Annotated in this window: 13 protein-coding genes; 2 read left to right on the top strand and 11 right to left on the bottom strand. The window is 59.1% G+C overall.

Annotation, left to right across the window (positions count from 1 at the left end):
• The first annotated feature begins 46 nt into the window (after positions 1 to 46).
• Complete coding sequence (locus V9K67_RS01480) at positions 47 to 493, top strand: hypothetical protein (RefSeq protein ID WP_336719561.1); 447 nt, start codon at positions 47 to 49, stop codon at positions 491 to 493.
• 49 nt (positions 494 to 542) lie between these two features.
• Here V9K67_RS01480 and V9K67_RS01485 read toward each other — a convergent pair whose 3' ends face one another.
• The gene (locus tag V9K67_RS01485; protein ID WP_336719562.1) at positions 543 to 2,039 is read right to left on the bottom strand and encodes a nucleoside recognition domain-containing protein; all 1,497 of its coding nucleotides are present in this window, start codon (positions 2,037 to 2,039) and stop codon (positions 543 to 545) included.
• A 114-nt stretch (positions 2,040 to 2,153) separates the two neighbouring features.
• Between V9K67_RS01485 and ychF the strand changes: the two genes are divergently transcribed.
• Positions 2,154 to 3,251, top strand: a complete 1,098-nt coding sequence (ychF, locus tag V9K67_RS01490) for a redox-regulated ATPase YchF (protein WP_336719563.1) — start codon at positions 2,154 to 2,156, stop codon at positions 3,249 to 3,251.
• Positions 3,252 to 3,316: 65 nt separating this feature from the next.
• On the opposite strand, the gene V9K67_RS01495 is transcribed toward ychF, so the two are convergent.
• The 10 genes from V9K67_RS01495 to V9K67_RS01540 all read right to left on the bottom strand — a co-directional run bounded on the left by V9K67_RS01495 (position 3,317) and on the right by V9K67_RS01540 (position 18,772).
• Positions 3,317 to 4,954, bottom strand: a complete 1,638-nt coding sequence (locus tag V9K67_RS01495; protein WP_336719565.1) for a T9SS type A sorting domain-containing protein — start codon at positions 4,952 to 4,954, stop codon at positions 3,317 to 3,319.
• A 141-nt stretch (positions 4,955 to 5,095) separates the two neighbouring features.
• A complete protein-coding gene (gene yiaK, locus V9K67_RS01500) occupies positions 5,096 to 6,121 on the bottom strand; it encodes a 3-dehydro-L-gulonate 2-dehydrogenase (RefSeq protein ID WP_336719567.1) in 1,026 nt (341 codons plus the stop codon).
• A gap of 41 nt (positions 6,122 to 6,162) precedes the next feature.
• Entirely contained in the window at positions 6,163 to 6,789 is a 627-nt protein-coding gene (locus V9K67_RS01505; RefSeq protein WP_336719568.1) for an MBL fold metallo-hydrolase, read from the bottom strand.
• 177 nt (positions 6,790 to 6,966) lie between these two features.
• Complete coding sequence (locus V9K67_RS01510) at positions 6,967 to 9,855, bottom strand: glycoside hydrolase family 2 protein (protein ID WP_336719570.1); 2,889 nt, start codon at positions 9,853 to 9,855, stop codon at positions 6,967 to 6,969.
• A 34-nt stretch (positions 9,856 to 9,889) separates the two neighbouring features.
• Entirely contained in the window at positions 9,890 to 10,924 is a 1,035-nt protein-coding gene (locus tag V9K67_RS01515) for a family 43 glycosylhydrolase (protein WP_336719572.1), read from the bottom strand.
• Positions 10,914 to 13,745 carry a glycosyl hydrolase gene (locus V9K67_RS01520; RefSeq protein ID WP_336719573.1) on the bottom strand — a complete coding sequence of 944 codons (2,832 nt, stop codon included), beginning with the start codon at positions 13,743 to 13,745 and terminating at the stop codon, positions 10,914 to 10,916. The genes V9K67_RS01515 and V9K67_RS01520 overlap by 11 nt, the downstream gene beginning before the upstream one ends.
• A 28-nt stretch (positions 13,746 to 13,773) precedes the next feature.
• Positions 13,774 to 14,994, bottom strand: a complete 1,221-nt coding sequence (locus V9K67_RS01525) for an oligogalacturonate lyase family protein (RefSeq protein ID WP_336719574.1) — start codon at positions 14,992 to 14,994, stop codon at positions 13,774 to 13,776.
• A gap of 8 nt (positions 14,995 to 15,002) precedes the next feature.
• A complete protein-coding gene (locus V9K67_RS01530) occupies positions 15,003 to 15,788 on the bottom strand; it encodes a polysaccharide deacetylase family protein (protein ID WP_336719575.1) in 786 nt (261 codons plus the stop codon).
• 16 nt (positions 15,789 to 15,804) lie between these two features.
• The gene (locus V9K67_RS01535; protein WP_336719576.1) at positions 15,805 to 17,379 is read right to left on the bottom strand and encodes a rhamnogalacturonidase; all 1,575 of its coding nucleotides are present in this window, start codon (positions 17,377 to 17,379) and stop codon (positions 15,805 to 15,807) included.
• 40 nt (positions 17,380 to 17,419) lie between these two features.
• Positions 17,420 to 18,772 (bottom strand): rhamnogalacturonan acetylesterase, encoded by a 1,353-nt coding sequence (locus V9K67_RS01540; protein ID WP_336719577.1) that lies wholly within the window; start codon positions 18,770 to 18,772, stop codon positions 17,420 to 17,422.
• Positions 18,773 to 18,821: the final 49 nt, after the last annotated feature.

Below are 18,821 nucleotides of genomic sequence, written 5' to 3' on the forward strand. Positions count from 1 at the left end.
GCAATTAATGATAGGTCTATTCGTTACAAGCCCACAGATAACGTTTATGAACAAGTTCAAAACTTTTGGCGGGATCCTTTTTTTCCTGCTCCTCGGCTCTTCGGTAAAAGCGCAGCGGTATAAAAACGCGGCGGGCATTCGCTTCAGCACCAACGCTGCGGTGATCAACAACGCCCTTTCTTTTAAGCATTTCTTTACCGGCAGCACGGCCCTTGAAGGCCTGCTGTCGTTCGACCCTTTAGCCATCGGCCTGCTGGTGGAAAAGCACAACGCCATCGGCCCTACCGGCCTGGACTGGTTCATCGGCGGCGGCGCCTACGTGGGCTTCAGCCAGCGCAAAAACCTCGGCGCCCAGGGCGTGCTGGGCCTCGACTACAAGATCCCTTCCCTGCCCCTCAACTTTTCCCTCGACTGGAAACCCGAGCTGAACCTGCTCAAAGACACCTTCTTCGAGCCGGCGGCGGTGGGCGTTTCCGCCCGGTTCGCATTCTAATAAAGTTTACGAGTTGCTGGCGCCCGTCAGGAACCCGTAAACTCGTAAACTATCCGCCGAAGAACATATAACAGAGTAAAATAGAGGTAACGATCCCCACGAGATCCGCCAGCAGCATGGTGACAATCGAATAGCGGGTATTGCTGACGGAGACGGCGCCGAAATAAACGGCGATGACATAAAAGGTGGTATCGGAAGAACCCTGCAGGATGCACGACAGGCGGCCGGCAAAGGAGTCGGGGCCGAAGGTCTTCATGCTGTCGATCATCATGCCGCGGGCGCCGCTGCCGCTCAGGGGCTTGATCAGGGCCGTGGGAAGGCCGTCCACGAAGCGGGTGTCGGCGCCCAGGGCGGCGAAAAAGGTTTTCATGGCGTTGATGATCACGTCGAAGGTGCCACTGGTGCGCAGCATGCTGATGGCTACCAGCATGCCCACCAGGTAGGGAATAATGCGGACGGCCGTTTCAAAGCCTCCTTTAGCTCCTTCGATAAAGGCGTCGAACACATTGATCTTTTTATACAGGGCTCCCCCGATGATCAGCAGGAAGATCAGCAGGATGAGTCCGTTGCTCAGTACGCTGGAAAAAATTTGCACCTCCTCGGCGCTCAGGGAAACCAGGTAAACGACCAGCAGGGCGATCACGGCCGAGATACCTCCCACCCAGGCCAGGATCACGGGCTGGAACAGGCGGATCTTCTGCCGCAGCGACACCAGCACCATCGCCGCTATGGTGGCCACGAAGGTGGCGATCATGCAGGGCACGAAGATGTCGGTAGGGTTGGGGGCCTTCAGCGCCGCCCGGGCCGCAATGATGGAGACCGGTATCAGCGTCAGTCCCGAGGCATGGAGGCAGAGGAACATGATCTGGGCGTTGGAGGCCGTGTCCTTATCGGGGTTGAGCTCCTGCAGGCTTTGCATGGCCTTGAGGCCGAAGGGGGTGGCGGCATTGTCCAGTCCCAGCAGGTTGGCCGAAAAGTTCATCATCATATGGCCCATGGCCGGGTGGTCCTTGGGCAGGTCGGGGAACAGGCGCGAGAAAAAGGGCCCGATGATCTTTGACAGCAGGCGGATGCCCCCTGCCCTTTCGGCGATGCTCATAAAGCCCATAAACAGGGCCATGATGCCGATCAGGCCGATGCTGATGTTGACGGCGCTTTTACAGGTTTCAATGATGCCGTCGGCTTTTTTGACCAGCCGCGACTGGATGGAGCGGTAGGTGAACACCCGCAGGGCCGGGTTGGCCTGTTGCAGCAGGGTAGCCGAGTCGGAAGTTTCGGTAGCGGCGATGAGTACGGAGGCCGGGTGGGCCGAGTCGGCCGGCACATAGCCGTAGCCGCCCAGGTATTTGACAAAACCTTCGGTGGAGGTAATGCCCGAGCCTTCGGGCGATCCCGTCATCCGGTAGTAAACGCTGTCGTAGGCTTCGTCGGCCCGGCCGGTGACCATGCGGCTGAAGATCTTTGCGTCCTCCCAGAAAATGCTTTTGAACCCCGCTACCAGTATTGCCACGATAATAAATGCCGACCAGATCCTGCTTAAAGCCATAATTTCAATTTACCCGGGCCTAAGGTAAGTCATCAATTGGAATATAAACAAAGGACGAATGCCTATCTTTGCGCCCCTGTAATCGTACATTAAAAATCGTAATTCGAAATACTTATGGCTTTACAAGCAGGTATCGTAGGACTTCCCAACGTGGGGAAATCCACCTTGTTCAACGCGGTGAGCAACAGCGCCAAGGCGCAGGCCAGCAACTACCGTTTCTGTACCATCGAACCCAACGTGGGACTGGTGGATGTGCCCGACGAACGGCTGAAGAAGCTGTCCGAGCTGGTGCAACCGAACCGTGTCGTACCTACCCAGATCGAGATCGTAGACATTGCCGGGCTGGTAAAAGGCGCCAGCAAGGGCGAAGGACTGGGCAATAAATTTTTGGGCAACATCCGCGAGGTGGATGCCATTATCCACGTGGTGCGCTGTTTTGAGGATGAGAATGTGCTGCGCGAAGAAGGCGCCATTAACCCCGTTAGCGACAAGGAGATCATCGAAACCGAGCTGCAGCTGAAAGACTTGGAGAGCCTGGAAAAGAAGATCGCCCGCACCGAGAAAATGGCCAAGAGCGACCCGAAAGCAAAGGCCGAGCTGGAAGTGCTGCAGCGCTGCAAGGCCCACCTGGAGCAGGGCCGCAGCATCCGGGAGCTGGACCTGAGCAGCCAGGAGGAAGGGGCGGTCGCCGACCTGTTCCTGCTGACCTCCAAGCCCGTTCTGTACGTGGCCAACGTGGACGAGCCTTCCATGCATACCGGTAATAAATATTCCGAGATGCTGAAAGAGGCCGTGAAAAACGAAAAGGCCGAGGTGATCGTGATGAACAACAACATCGAAGCCCAGATCGCCGAAATGGACAATGCCGACGACCAGCAGATGTTCATGGAAGAATACGGTATGAAGGAACCGGCACTGAGCCGCCTGATCCGCTCCACCTACAAATTACTGGACCTGAATACCTATTTCACTGCCGGGGTGCAGGAAGTACGGGCCTGGACCATTCACGAAGGCTGGAAAGCGCCCCAGGCTGCCGGCGTCATCCATACCGACTTTGAAAAGGGCTTCATCAAGGCCGAAGTGATCGGCTACGACGACTTTGTTTCCTACGGCTCCGAAGCCGCCTGCCGCGAAGCCGGCCGGCTGCGCATCGAAGGAAAGGAATACATCGTGAAGGACGGCGACGTGATGCACTTCCGTTTTAACGTGTAAGCGGTGAACCCATACTATTATAAAAAGCACTCAGCAATGGGTGCTTTTTGTTTTTATCCACTCCTTTAATTCCCTTTTATGATCTTCAGCGTTCTATGGAAGGTGGGCGTGCGGAGCTGGACAAAATAAAGACCCTGGGGCAGCCGGGCATTTTCCAGGCTGATCAGGATGCGTTTGCCTCCCTCGGCCCGCCCGCTTCCCAGTACCATAAGGGTCCTACCCTGGCTGTCCAGCAACTGCAGCAGGTACTGTCCCGTTTGCACCAGGCTAAAGCTCAGCTGCGTAGTGGCCGTAAAGGGGTTCGGCGTCACCTGGAATTCCGGGACGGTTACCGGCGGTTCGGCCGGAGGGTCGCCGCCGCCGGGTGGGTTGGCGGACTCTTCGTCCCTGCCGATAATGCCTACCGCCTGCAGGGGAAGGACGCTTACCGTATTGGCCAGCAGCACGACCTCCCGGGTGTACGGTTGGTGGGTGCTGGAAACATAGTTGCACAGGTCGTTCCTGGAAATAAGGGTTTTCGGTCCCCCGAACGAAATGGTAGGGATGAAGGTTTCGCGGTACAGGATCTCACCGCCGTTCTCCTCCGAGGTGTAGGCTACCTTCAGCTTCCGCTGCGCTTCATTCAACAGGATAAAGGGCCGGGTCCCTTCATCCAGGGTAATGGGGTACAGGTCGTCCCAGTGGCCGGAAGGCCGCCGTACCAGCAGGGCCAGCTTCGTCAGGCCGGGCGTGTCGAAGCCGGTTTTGACGGCGCAGTAGAGGATACCATCGGAGCCCACCATCAGGTTCAGGTGGTCGTCGGCCAGGCCGTGCCGGATATTCTGGGCCTCCCGGGCGGCGGGCAGCTCATCCTCCGACCAGGCGGCGGGATCAGTGCCGTCGGCATGGGTCTTAAAGCCAAAGCGTTGGGTATTCTGGTTCGACCACAGCACGCCGATCTTTCCGGGCAGCGCCGCCAGGGCGCAGATGTCGTCTTCCGCGATCCCCGAAGCAATAGTTATGGGGGCGCTCCAGGCGGCATAAGGGGCATCGCTCCAGCGTACCAGCACATCGGTGGAACTTTCCGAGGCGATCCACATGCGGCCGGTGCTGTCCAGGTCGAGGGTGGCGGTTTCCGCCCCCGGCTCGAAATTGATGGTGATGGCGTTGCGCCGCTTGCTCCAGAGTTTGTAGTTACCCGAGGTGCTATCGTACTCCACCGATACGAGGTACGAGTTGTCGATGCCGCGGCCGCGGAACAGGAGGATATGCGCCAGGTTGCCCGCCACCCGGCAGTCGGCCTTGGAATTGGCGTTGCCGGTAAGATGGAGGGCTTCCACCCAGGAGGTTCCTTCCAGCCGGAAAATCTTGGTGCCGGTGAGGGTTGGCAACACCGCCCACCATTTGCCGGCATACGTCCAGAGTTTTGCCTGGGGTTTGTCGAGAATATGGCTGGAAAGGGGTAGCGGCTGCAGGGGCGTCACGGATGAAAAGCCGGTGGGGCTGGGCCGGACCGGGCCCGGCAGGGGTCGGGTGGTATCTGGTAAGGGGGTGGTGGGCGCCGGAGCACAGAAATCAGGTTTCGCCTTATCCCCATAGCGGGCCGCCAGGGCCTTCCCCGGGAGGAACAGCACAAAAAGGATAAAGGCAGCCGGGAACAGACTTGATAAAAGCCGGAAACCGGTTGCCGCCGGGGTGCAGGGGCGTAGGGCATGTTTCGTCATAGCAGGATGGTTGCTTTATGAAAGAAGCAATACTGATGACCTTTAGCCGAAAAACTGTGCCATAAGCGGTCCGGAACCCAAAACTCATCCGCTGGAATGCAGATTTTAAGCCTATTTTAAGTGCCGCTTACCCAATGTGTCTCATTTACAATTGTGCCCGGCCGACAGGGCCTCCAGTTCCTCCCACACCTGCTGCAGCACCGGGATACCTTCGCGGCTGTTCCGCTGCCGGGTTTGTAGCACCCGTTCCCCGGGGTAAGTGATCCCTGCGGAGCCTTCCGCCGGCGTTGATGCCCGGTAATCGTCGATGATGGCCCGGATGGCAGCGGCAATCGCTGGCCGGTGGCCCAGGCGCGACAGGTCAAGGGCAATATACACCTGCGAAACGCCGTATTCGGCTTCTTTTTTGCCCAGCTCTGCCGTAGACAGGCCTGCCGACAGCACCGTTGCCAGCAGGTCGAGCAGCAGCGACAATCCCGCGCCCTTCCAGTAGCCGATGGGCAGGGGCCGCCGGGTAGCCAGGATAACCGACGGATCGTGGGTGATCCCTCCTTGGGCGTCAAAGCCGCCGGGAACGGGCAGCTCCTCTCCTTTCAGGGCCGCCTGCTCCAGGGCGCCAAAGGAAAACTGCGACATGGCCATGTCGAGCACAATAGCTTCGCCTTCGAACGGAAGGGCCACCACCAGCGGGTTGTTGCCCAGGCGGCTGTCCACCGCCTGCCATGCCGGAAGGTTGGGAATGGTATTGGTCCAGCCGATAAACACAAAACCTTTGCGGGCTGCCTGCCAGCCATAGTAGCCGCCCCGCATCCAGTGGTTGGTATGAGCCAGGGCCACGCAGCCGATGCCGTGGCTGGAGGCGAGCTCCAGCACCCGGTCGGTGGCGGCTACCGCGTTCAGCGGACCCGGACCGAGGCAGCCGTCCCATTGCTCCAGCCCGCCAAAAGCATGTTGCAGCCGGGGCTCCGCCGCTACGTCGATAAAGCCTTTTTGAATGTACTGGACAAACCGGGGAAAGCGGTTGACGCCATGGGTGTATACGCCGTCGAGGCTGTTGGCCGTAAAGATTTCGGCGCAGCGGGCGGCCCGCTCCTCCGTCATGCCGTGGCGCAGCAGGATGGCTGTAAACAACGCTTGTAATTGCGGGGCTGGAATTTTCTGAACCATGCCGGGGGGAATTTAGGAGTAAAAAAGTTAAAGCGCCCGGTTCAAAGTTTTTGGGCAAACCGTTCGAACGATCCGTTGTTGATCAGGACGGGGCCGTGGCCAAAGCAAAGGATTTTGGGACGAAGGGCGGCCAGTTTTTTAATCGATCGCCGGTTGGCTTCCCTATCCCTGGTAAACAGCGCCGGCGGTTCCTGCAGGCCGGTTATGGTGGTCAGCAAATTCATGTTCACGGCAACGTCGCCCACGATCAGCAGGCCGTCCGATTCCCGGAAAAACGACAGGTGGCCGCGGGAGTGTCCCGGGGTCTCCACTACCCGAAAGTTGCCGATAAGGTCATTTTCCTTCAGGCTGCGGGACACGGTCTGGCCGCCGCCGGCCCAGAATTTTTTCTGGAACCTGGTGACGAGGTGGCCCTGCCCGGGGTAATCGGCGGTGGCATCGCCCGATTCGGCCGCGGCCCGTTCCGGTTCGCTGCACCACAGCTCAATGCCCAGCCGTTCACAGATCGCCTTGCTGCTGCCCTGGTGATCGGCATGCGCATGGGTCAGCACGTGGGTGTGCACGCCTTTGTCGCGGATGCTGTTGAGGATTTTAGCGGCGGAGCTCCGGATGCCGGCATCGATCAGGAATCCTTCGGCCACATAACAATTGATACTGTTCCGGGGCATAAGGGGAATTTGGAAAACATCGGGCGCAACAGGCTTCATGGGTTTATTTTTTCAGTTTTTGCAAGCTTGGATGAATGGTCCGGCCGCCAAGGTAAGGGAAAGCCGGAGCATAAAAAAAGCACCCCGCCATTTTGCTGCGGAGTGCTTTTATTTTTACTATTTACCAAAAGCGCTTTCCTAGAACAGGTCGTTCACAGCGGGCATGGTAAACTGCTTTTTGTCCTTGTCGGGCTTGGGTAGGCCGAAGTAAAAATACAGGGTACGTTTCGTGGCGCCGCTGATCTTGTTCGGTTCGCTTTGAGGACCCAGGGCCGAGGTGTTGTAGCTGATGTTCAGCGCCAGCTTGGTGCCGATGGGCGGGATGCGGTCCAGGAAGGAAACCGTACCCGTGGGCAGCTCGGGATGGGGGCGCACGCCGGACAGGCCGTAAAAGTCGAACAGGCGCACGAACAGGCCCGTATCAGGCGAAGCTACGGTGAACATGCCTTCTACGGTATTGACCTGCATCCAGTTGATGTCGGCATAATAACCCTTGAACTCGGGGAAGCTCCAGGGAGCCTGGCCGGTCTGGGTGTTGTTGTACACGTTCTGCCAAACGTTGTCGGTCACGCCCTGCAGGCGGTTCTTCCAGACGCGGTAGGGTCCCTTGCCCAGCCATTTGGCGCCCAGTACGTAGTTCTCGGGATAGGTGAACGAAATGCCGGCGAAGGGATAGGTGCCGTTCAGTTCGTATTCGTATTCCAGGGCCAGCCAGCCGCTGCCGTACATCTTCCAGCGGGCATATTTCATGTTGCCGCTATAGTTTACTTCCACCACCTGGGTGTTGCCGTCCTTGTAGGTTTTGGTACCGGTCACGGCCGCGTTGCCGCTCACCAGCACGGGTCCCTTTCCAAAGGAAAGCGCGTCGCTGGACATATTGGCCAGGCCGGCAATGAAGCCGGTCTTTTTGTTGATGTTCACCGAAATGCCACCGCCCCGCAGGGTGTACAGCGAGTCGGTTTCCGCTACGCTGACCGTGGCCGTATCAGGGCCGGGGCTGAAGATGCCTGCCAGCTGGTCGGTATTGGATTTTACTTTCCAGGTCCATTTGTAGATCAGGTTCTTGGCCGGGTCAAAGGCCGATACCACCAGGGCGTCGTAGCCTTTCCAGTCGGAGGGCAGGCCCAGCTTCAGGGCGCCCTTGCCGCCGCCCGGAGCTACCGAGGGCGCCGGGATGGAGCCGCTTTTCAGCACATCGTAGCCGGTGAACTGGTCCATGGGCTTGCGGTAGTTGACCAGCGCCCAGTGGAAGGTACATTGGCTGAGGTTGGTGAAATGGTAGCGGTTTTCCACCGGGATGGAGCCGTTAAAGTCGGCAGGCAGCTCTTTCTGGAAGATCTTTACGGGAGCATAGATTTCCTTGATGGCATTGACGCTGCCCTCCTTTTCGCGGTGGGGACCCACCAGTCCGTCGGGGGCGTTGAGGCCGTTGACGTCGATGAAGCCGTTGAGGTCGGTACGGGCAATGCCTTCATCCACCAGGGCCCAGAGGAAGCCGCCGGCGCCCAGCTTCGAGTTCCAGTGCAGTTCCCAAAAATCGTTGAGGGCAGCGGCGCCGCCACCATCGTCCTGGGAGTGCAGGAATTCGGTGGGCATGTAGATGTTGGTATCCTTTAAAATAGTGGTGGTGCTGTAATAGTCCTCGTAGTGGTTGCAGTCGATGCCGTTAAAGGCGTTGCCCGGGCGGTGGTGGGCATGGATCACCGGGCGGTTGCTGAGGTCGTATTGGCCGTAGTCGTCGTCCAGCTCCTTGTTGTGGCCGCCTTCGTTGCCGTTGCTCCAGATGAGGATGGAGGGGTGGTTGGCATCGCGCTGCACCATTTCCTTCACCAGCGGGGCGCCGGCCTTCGTGCTGTAGGCTTTCTGCCAGCCGGCCAACTCGTCGAGCACGTACAGGCCCATGGAGTCGCAGAGGCGCAAAAAATTCTGGTCGGGCGGGTAGTGCGAGCAGCGCACGGCGTTCATGTTCATTTCCTTAATGAGCTTCACGTCCATCAGGTCGATCTCCGGCGTGATGCAGCGACCGGTCTCGGGCCACCACACGTGGCGGTTCACCCCTTTCATCTTGATCTTGGTGCCGTTGAGGTAAATACCGTCCTGCCGGCGCACTTCGATGGTGCGGAAGCCGAACTTGTCGCCGGTCTGGTACAGGGTTTTGCCACCGGAGCGCAGCGAAACGTTCATGCTGTACAAGTGGGGTGTTTCGGCGGTCCATTGCAGGGGATTGGCCACTTTAGCGCTTACCTGTACCAGTGAGTCCTTCGCTTTAGCCGGCGTGGTAGCGGTGGCCACCACCTTGCCGGCGGCGTCGCGGATCTCGGTCACCACTTCGGTGCCCGCGGTCAGCCCGCTGGTAAACACGTTCATGGCAAAGGAGCCGTCGGCCCTGGCGTCAATGGAAGTACGGTCGATGAATTGTTTGGGCACGGCTTCCAGGTAAACGGGGCGGAAGATGCCGCCGAAGACCCAGTAGTCGGCCAGGCGCTCGGCATTGTTCACCGATTCGTCGGCCGACATCTTGCTGACGGTAGCTTCCAGGAGGTTGGTGCCGCCGAAGTTCAGCTTGTCGGTAATGTTGTATTTGAAGCGGTAGAAGGCGCCCTGGTGTTTCGGGCCGGCGCTTTTGCCGTTGATCTTCACTTCGGTATCGGTCATGGAGCCTTCGAACACCAGGAAGATCTCCTTTCCTTTCCAGGCCGCCGGAACGGGGAAGGAATATTTATACAAGCCCTGCTCGTCGGCGAAGCGGAAGTTGCGGCCGTAGGTCTTGTAGTCGCGGCCGTAGTTGTAGGCGCCGAAGCCCTGTTGCTCCCAGTGTGCCGGCACGGGGATCTTGGTCCATTTGCCGCTGTTGTTGCCGCCGGTGCAGAAGAAGTCCCAGGCCACGGTGTTCTTGCTGTCGGTGCCCGAGAGGTATTTGATCTCCTTGACGGGCGCCCCCTTGACCGGGGGTTGTTTCACGGACGTTTGTGCCTGCCCGGTAAAGGCAAGTACGGCCGCTAACGAAAAAAGTGCTAGTTGTTTCATTTGTTCGGTTTGCTAAAAAAGGTTTTACGTGGTTTTATTTTGGCGCCTTTAAACGGATCTTCACTTCCTTGTTCCGATCGCAGGTGATGACGCCGTCCTTGTATTCCAGTTCCGCCACCTGGATGAGGCTGCGGCGGGCATCCACGGATTGCGGAGGGGCGGGATTCGCCTTCGAGCGGCCGGGGTGGGTGAAATAATAAATGAAGGCACGGCCGTCGTTTACCACCACGTCGGCATGGCCGCCGATGGCGGCGTCCTCGGCGCCGGTACCCGGCTCCTCGAGGATGCGGTTTGGCTGGCGGGTCCATTGCAACAGGTCGTCCGAGTGGTAAATACTCATACCGGCCCAGTTGTCCACCACCATCCAATACTTGTCCTTCCAGCGGAAGACCTTGGGTCCTTCGCCCCCACGATCGCCCGTGGCTTTGCCTTTGTTCTCCCATTGGTACAGGTCCTTGCTGTCGGCATAGTAAATGGATTTGCGGTCCCGCTCGTTGTTGTACCACATGCGCCAGGTGCCGTCGGGCAGGCGGTAGACCGAGGCGTCGATCACCTTGTCGTTGGCCAGCGGCACGGTACTTTGGTACTTCCAGTGAAAAAGGTCGGTGCTGGTGAGGTGGATGATCGTGCGCGGGTGGTTCCAATCGTTGAAAACGCCCGGCACATAAGTCAGGTACATGTGGTAGGTGCCTTCGTGCTCGATCATGCCGGGGGCCCAGTGGGTGTAGTCGGACACGGGCCGGTAGTCGATATCGGCGGTATCGCGGTAGGTCCAGCGGGCGCCGTCGCTTGATTCGGCGATGCCGATGCGGGTGCCGTGCACCCATTTCACACCGCCCGAGTCGGGCAGGCTGGCCCGGCGGTTGGTGTAGAACATGAACCACTTCTTTTCTTTCTTATTCCAGACGATTTCCGGGTCGGCGGCCCCGTCGTAGATGGGGTCGCGGAACAGGGGTTTGGGCGCTACAGTGGCGGCAGCGTTCTTTTGGGTCTTTTTGCTTTGGACGCAGGCCGTCGACCCGCCGCAAAGGGCGGCGAGGCCGAGCGCCAGCAGGAGCTTATTGGTCATGAGCCAGGGGGGTTAAGGTGACGGGACCGGTCAGCCCGGATGCCTGGGGTTGCCAGCCGGAGGCATCGAAGATGCCTTTCTTCGCGTTTTCGGGCTTGCGGGCCGGCATGTTGATGTTGTAAAACTTCTTCCACTCCAGGCCGTTCTTGTCCATATAGGTGATGCGGTTGGCCATGAGGTTGGATACCAGCACTTCCAGCTTGTTGTAGGGCGCCAGGGAAGCGGCGGGGATCACCAGCTGGAAGTTGGGGCCGATAAGGGTCGCCAGCTTTTTGCCGTTCAGCCGCACTTCGGCCGTTTCATCCACCTGGCCCAGGTCGAGCAGCCAGGCCGGGGCCGTTCCTTTGGGCTTCAGGAAGGACAGGGTGTATTTGGCGGTGCCCGAAAAGTTCTTCACGTCCTCCCCTTCCAGGTCGGTCCAGGAACCCAGCTTTGTTTTCGTCAATTTGGAGGGCAGCTTCGGTCCGCCGCTGACGAATTCCAGGGACCAGTCGCCCTGCAGCTCCTGGATGGAGCCGGCCGGCTTGTAGTAGGGATAAGGGGTGCCCGTCTTTTTGGACGTAAAGGTTTGCACGATAGCCGATTCGAAGGGCTGCAGGCTCACCCACACTTCCACCAGCCCGTTGCTGTTGACGGTGCGGTATTTGGCCAGGCCGCTTTTGCCGGTCATGGGATCGAACAGGGCGGCCGAGGCGGCTTTCACGCCCAGCTGTACCCAGCCGGTATAAGGCTTGTCGGTGCGGTTGTTCAGGAAGTAGGTATAGCCGTCGGTGTTCTTGCGGCGCACGTGGTGGAGGCCGGAGGAAGCTAGGGCTTCGGCGGTCAGGCCCGCCTCGTTGAGCAGGCTTTCGAGGTGGTCGCCCACGATAAAGGCCCCTTTGCCCACCACGGCTTTTTTCAGGCCGGCGCTGTCGGTAAACTTCAGGCTTTTTACCTGTTCCTGGAAGGCGGCGCGGCGTTCGGCCAGGCGGTGGTAGCCCGGCACGTCCTGCGGCAGGCTCTTGTACACCAGGATGCGGGCGCCCGCTTTGGCCAGGTGCAGCAATTTCTGGAAGGAAGCCTCGGGAATGTATTTGTTGGCCGGCAGCAGGATGGTTTTATAGGTGGTGCCGCCGGTGCGGATGTCGTCCCCGGAGGTGGTCATTTGCTGTAGCTGGCGGTCGGAAAAGAAGTCGAAGCCGTAGCCTTTCTCCAGCATTTGTTGGGACAGGTGCTCGAAATCGGTGCCGGCAAAGTTGTGCTCCATGTTGTCGAAATGCTGCAGCATCACCTTGCCCGGGTCGGAATAGCGGTCCACCAGCGGGTAGTAGAGCAGTACGTCGTTGGCGGGCAGCCCTTTTTGCAAAAACGACTGGCAGCGGGCCACGTAGGTATTCAGGGCCGAAAAGTCCTTCCACATGGGGTTGGTCTGCTGGAAGTGCGTGGCGGCATAGAACAGCCAGCCGGGCCAGGGTTCGTTTACGGGCGAGTAGTTCACGCCGTGGTAGAAGATGTGGTTGACGCCGCCCAGCATAAAGAGGTCGAGCACTTTTTTCACATCGCCCCAGTTGGAGAGGAAGTGTTCGTTCAGCCAGGTGGCCGCCTCGCAGGACACCAGCCGCTTGCCCAGCACGTGGGCGGCGGAGGTGGCGAACTTGAAGCGCAGGATGTCGTTGCCCTCGGTTTCGGGGATGTCGATGGCGCCGTACAGGTCCAGCAGGTTGGCCGGCGAGCCGTGCGACTGGTTGCGGATGATGGCGCCCTTGGTGGTGCCCCAGCGTTTCCATTCCTGGGTAAAGTATTCCAGGATCAGCTCGTCAATGGTGGCGCGGTAGTCGTAGAGCACGCGGCGGTTGGCGTCGTCGTTGCTTTTCTGAAACAGGGCCGGCAGCTGCTGGCGCAGGTCGTAGCCCCTTCTTTTTTTGAATTCCGCCAGAAAGGCCGGCGTCCAGTTCGACTGGCCGCTGGCGTCGTCCACTTCGTAGGAGTCGTTGAACAGGGCGCGGATCCCGGAGACGTCATGTCCCTTAAAGGCTTCGTCGAATTTTCCCAAAAAGGTGCGCAGGGCCTCGGCCGAGAAGTGGTCGATGGCGTAGCCTTCGCCGCCGGGGGCGGCCCGCTCCACGAACTTGCCGTGCAGCCCCTGGAAGAGGGCGTAGAGCGTCCATTTGCCGGCAGGGGCGGTCCAGGCAAGCTTGCCGGAAGCATCCACCTTATTGGTCAGGTCGATCACCGCTCCTTTATCGGAATACGCCATCAGCACCTGCAGGGGCAGGTTGCCGGGGAACTTCACCTGGTCGATGGCCATGCCCTGCAAATCCTTGTTGTCGGCAATGACAGGGGCTACCTGGTCGGGCGTCAGCTTTTGGTTGTTGGCGGTGCGGACAAAGCCTTCCTGTTTGAATTCGATGGCTTCCTTCAGCTCCTCGCCTCCTTTCAGCTCGTAGGTTTTGAACTGGACGGTCTTGCTGGCATGCTTGTCGGTGATCCAGGGGCCGCCGAAGGGCCAGCCGGTACCGTTGGCGATGTCGATGCCCAGGCCCAGGCGTTTGCCCTCTTTCAGGGTGTGGTCAAGCCGGCTCATCCACTCGGGCGAGAGGAAGGGAATGAACTGTTTTTCAAAACCCTTGACGCCGTAAATGGGCGTCACTTCCAGCCCGCCGAGGCCGGCGGCCTTGTACTGTTCCATGTTGGCGGAGAGGTCTTTGGCGGTCACGGAGCTGCCCTCCCACCACCAGCGGGCCCAGGGCCTGGTTTCCTGTGTAATGGCCGGCCAGGACACCTGGGCGGAAGCCGCGCAGGAAAGGCCTAATAAGATCGTGGTCAGATGTAACTTGGTCATGTTGCTGTGAAAATGATTTTTTATCCTACTAACTTTTCTTGATTTCTACCGCATATACTTCTTCCTGGCCTTCGAAATTGGCGCGGAAGATCACCCATTTGCCGTCGGGGGAAAAGTGCACATTGGGTTCGAGCTTGTAGCCGTGGTGCTTCATGTTCACCAGGCGCTCGGAAACGAATTTATTGCCCTGGGGCCGGAACAGGTAGATCCACATGCCGTCCGGGGCTTTGGCCACCTGGCCGGGGTCGCCGCCGTCGCCGGCAAACAGCTGCTGGTCGGGAGAAATGGTGTAATGGATGGACCACTCGTCGCGCTGCAGCCCGTATTTCTTTTGGGCGCCGGTAGCCACGTTGGTGCCAGCCAGGAAGAAGGTCTCGCCGCGGGGCTGTTGCAGGTCGAACCAGATGGTCTTGCCATCGGGCGAAAAGAACTCGTGGCCCGCGATCTCCATGTCCATCGTGCGTTTGTGCATCAGCTTCACTTCCTTGCTTTGCACGTTGATGGTCCAGATACGGTCCACTTTGTGCCAGGGGCCTTCGTGGCAGAACATCAGCAGGTTCGGGAGGGTAGGCGAAAACTGCACGTGGCCCAGCCAGGTGTTCTCGGTATGGATCTTTTTCAGCTCGCCGGTTTTGATGTTCACGGTAAACAGGCTGTTGGGGATCTTCGCTTCATAGATCCGGTTGAAGTACTGGCTCTTTTCAGGGTACTGGCGATAAATTTCCCGCTCCTGTTCGCCGCTGCTGTAGCGGCCGGCCAGCAGGGTTTCGTCGGCATTGAGGGTGGAGATATTCGCCTTGAAATCCGCGGGGAAGACAAATACCAGGCGGGTCTTTTTGCTGTCGATGCCGGTGGCGAAGACGCTGTCCTTGACCTGGTAAAACACTTCGCGGCCTTTGGTGGCCACCAGTTCCCCGCTCATGGGCGACGGCTGGCGGGTAAGCTGTTCCTCCTTCCGGGTGTGCAGGTCCAGGGTAAACAGCTGTTTGCCGTTGACGCTGTCGGTATGGTAAAACACCATCTTGCTGCCGATGAAGGGGTTGTTGTGAAAGTAAAAGGAGGCGTTGCGGCCCGGGGTGCGCGTCAGCCGCACCAGCCGGTGGCGGGTATCCTTGTCGATCCATTCTTCGGGCATTTTCCGGCCGCCGGTTTCCAGCAGCGGGGGCTGCTGTTGTGCCTGCAGACCGCAGCAGGAGGCCGTTAAGGCTCCCAGGAGGAGCAGCAGGTGCACGGGTTTCGTTTTTTTCATGGCAAGGTTTATTTCAGCTTTTGGGTAAAGTCGGGAGATATGGTTTCCAGGGCTTTTGGAACATTGATGTACTGTTGCAGGTCCTTCATTGCGATCACCTTGAAGTGGTGGTCATGCAGGTAGTTGAGGTATTCTTCAAACAAGGCAGGGGGCGTGGTCACCCAGTCGTGGGCGTAGTCGGGCACGCCGTGAAGGGTCAGTACCGCGATTTTCCCGCCCTTCGCTCCTTCCAGCGCCTGGAGGATCTGTTCCCGGTTGTCCTTTTTGGCGGTATAGCTGGGCACCAGGTAGGGATGGTCGGTGAGCGGGTCGTAGAGGCGGTAGCCGCCGGCGCGGGCAAAGGCATAGCCTCTTTCGTTCAATACCTCCAGCGCCGTGGGATGGGTATCGTAGGCGGGATAGGCAAAGCTAACGGTCCGGGGCAGGCGCAAAGAGTCCAGCTTTTGTTCAATGTAGGCCAGTTCCTGGCCCAATTGTTCCCGGGTCAGCCGGTTCACGTGCTTGTGGGTATGGGTGTGGTTGGCCACTTCAAAGCCCATGTTGCCCAGCTCGTGCATCATCCGCCAGTTCATGTACAGGCTGGTATCGGCAAAATCCGGCGGGAACTCGCAAACGAAAAAGGTTGCGCCGAAGCCGTACTTTTTCAGCAGCGGGGCCACGAAGGTGTAGTGCGTTACCGGGGCGTCGTCGAAGGTGAGCACCACCAGCTTGTCCGGCAGGGGCTTTTTCAGCACCTGCGCCGAACCGGTAAGCGACAAAAACGCCAGGAGGCAGTAGAAGAATGCTTTTTTCATATGTACAAACAGGGAACTAAAATTTCATTGTTTCGGCCTTCGACACTTTCTTATCCAGCGGTCCGCTGCCCGTGATGTTCAGGTCGGACACCTTGTTCAGCTGGAACCGGGGGACCGAGGGCGCTTTCTGGGCCTTGATGCGGAAGAAGTCGGCGCCCTTCACGTCGTCGAGGAAAAAGGCCGGGCGGGTTTCCTGGCCCAGGTAGCTGACCTCCACGTTGTTCAGCTCGATGCCTTTTACGTGGCGGATGAAGAAGCCGTAGGACGGCAGCACGCCGAACTTCTGCGGTTCGGGATAGGTTTTTTCGTATTCCGGCACCATGGTCTGGATGCGGGTCGCCGGCGAGTCGATCGGCCGGTAGTAGATGCGGATGTTGTTCAGCCGTACGTCCTCGATCTCGTTGCCCGGCAGGCCGGAGATCAGGGCAGCGAAATGGGCATCTACATTATGGGCCACGATGTTGCTGATGTTCACGCGGCGCAGCTCGCCGATGGCGGTGCCCTGGGGTCCGCGCATGCGGCCGCCGAGGCGCAGGAACAGGGGCGAGTTCACGATGTCGCGCATGGTGATGTTGGTGATGGACACATCTTCCAGCAGCGCGCCGTCGACGGTTTCCAGGGCCAGGCCGCGGCAGTAGTCGAACACGCAGTTGCTGATGGTGATGTTTTTAAAGCCCCCGTTCGATTCGGTGCCGAACTTGATGCGGCCGGTAGGGCCTTCCTGGTCGGGCACCTGGTTAAATTCTTTACGTTGATAGGTGCCGTTATAAAAAGTTCCCAGGTCGTAGCCGCTCACCTGGCAGTTGGTGATGGTCACGTTCTGCGTGGGGCGGGCATAGCCCAGGGCAAAGGAGCTTTTCAGGCAGATGGCGTCGTCGTAGGGCGAGTTGACGGTGCAGTTGGAAATGCGCACGTTCTGGCAGCAGTCGATGTCCATGCCGTCGCGGTTGGTATCCATTTTCAGGTTGTCGACGGTAAAGTTGTCGACGCCGGTGGCCAGGATGCCGAAGTGGCCGCCGTAGATGAGGGTAAAATCTTTGAGGATCACGTTGCGGCAGTTCTTCAGGGCAATGGCCTTGTTGGCGCCGCCCTCCCACATGAAGGGCCCGGCCCGGACGCCGATGCGCTCCCAGTGCTCGCGGGTGGAAAAGCCGCGGCTCAGCCCCTTGCCGTGGATCAGGCCGGGACCGAGGATGGAAACGTTCTCGAGGTTTTCACCCCAGATCAGGCTGTTGTGCCAGTGGCTGTGGCCGAAATCCTGGAATTTGTCGTGTGGATTCGGTTCGGGGTCGTCGTAGCGGCCGCCATGGGTGGAGTCGGCTGCCAGCAGGGTGCATCCCTGGTCGAGGTAGAGCGAGATATTGCTTTTCAGGCGGATCGAATAGCTTAAATAGGTTCCGGCGGGAAAATAGACGGTGCCGCCGCCGGCTTTGGCGGCTGCTTCAATGGCGTCGTTGATGGCTTTGGAATCCACGGTTCTGCCGTTGCCGGTGGCGCCGAAGCTGCGGATGTTAAAAGGAGCCGTTCCCTGCGCAAAGGCTATGGAGCAGAAAAAGAGCGTGAGAAAAAGAAAGAGGTTCCTTGGGATCATTATGCTGTTTTAGGAGTTCACAAGTTCACGGATTCTCCAATTAATTGCCGTCGGGTTTTTGAACGGCGATAAAGGAGCTTTGCGGCAGTTTCCAGTCCTCGAAGGCGGCGGGTTGGGCCGGGTCGTAGGCGGGCAGGTCCTTTTTGAGGTATTGGGCGATGGGCAGGTTCGCATTGCGGATGCCGGTCACTACCAGTTTGGCCAGCTCGTAGGCACCGTAGGTGCTGAAGTGCGTATTGTCCTGCAGGGCGGCGGTCTGGCCGGGAAACGAGTGGGCCGGGTAGTGCACGAAGGCCCTGATGGAGCGTTCCGGTCCCCAGGTTTCGTACAGGGTTTTGCTCATGGCGTTCAGGTCCACCAGGGCCACATTTTCTTCTTTGGCCGTTTGCCGTACCGCTTCCGGGTAATCGAGCAGGCTGTTGCGGATCTGGCCGGTAGAGTCGAAGGTCCGGCGATGCATGGAGGACACCAGCACGGGGGTGACGCCCCTTTTGCGGGCTTCACCGATCCACTCCTTCAGCGTAGCCTTGTAGGTGGTGAAAGGATCGAGGTGATTGGGCCCCTCCTTCATGTCGTTATGAGCGAATTCGATAAAAAGGTAGTCGCCGGCCTTGGCAAGGCTCCAGATCTTTTCCAGGCGGCGCTCGCCTTTAAAAGCTTTGAGGGTTTCGCCCGACTCGGCATAGTTGGCAATGGCCACTTTGCCGGGCAGGAAGAAGGCGGGGAACATCTGTCCCCAGGCTGCCCAGGGCTCCCGGGCCTGGTCCACCACGGTGGAGTTGCCGGCCAGGAAGAGGGTGGTCGCCGCGGGTGCCGGGCTGATCTCCAGGGCGCACAGCTTGGGGGCGCTGTTGTTGAATTCCAGGGTCAGCTTATCGTCCCAGTGCAGGTAACCGCCTTCGTTTGCCTTCAGCCGCACCTGCCCGGTGGGCGTACCCCCGGTGCGGATCAGGCTGTCGCGGACGTGCACGGTGAACTCGGTAAGTGCGAAGGCGCCTTTGGCGGTTTTCACTTCCTCCACCATCAGCCGGCGGCATTCCGCCTTGATGGTGGTAGCCGAGGTGCCGTTGCGGTCGCCCAGGAGCACCTTGATGTTGTAGTTGCCTTCGGGCAGCCGCACCGAAAAATAATAGGGCTTGTCGCTGGTCACATAGTCGTCGCGCAGCGGGTTTTTACCGGGATAGTTTTGCGCCGTTACCGGGGAGGCATAGTCGAAGCCGTAACCCTTATCGGCCGTGTAAGTCGTGCTGGGCAGCACCTGGGTATAACCGGGCTGTACCTTGCCGGGACCGAAATCGAATTTGAAGGCCGTTTTCACCGGTGCCTCCTGCCCCTGTACCGACAGGGCGGCAGCGAACAGGACCGCGGATGCTATTGCTTTTAACGAGCTCACTGTTTGGTATTGAAGGTGATCGAATGTTTATTGGATGCGGAAAGCGGGC

This window comes from Huijunlia imazamoxiresistens, from assembly GCF_037132455.1.
In the GTDB taxonomy this organism is placed as follows: Bacteria; Bacteroidota; Bacteroidia; order Chitinophagales; family Chitinophagaceae; genus Flavisolibacter; species Flavisolibacter imazamoxiresistens.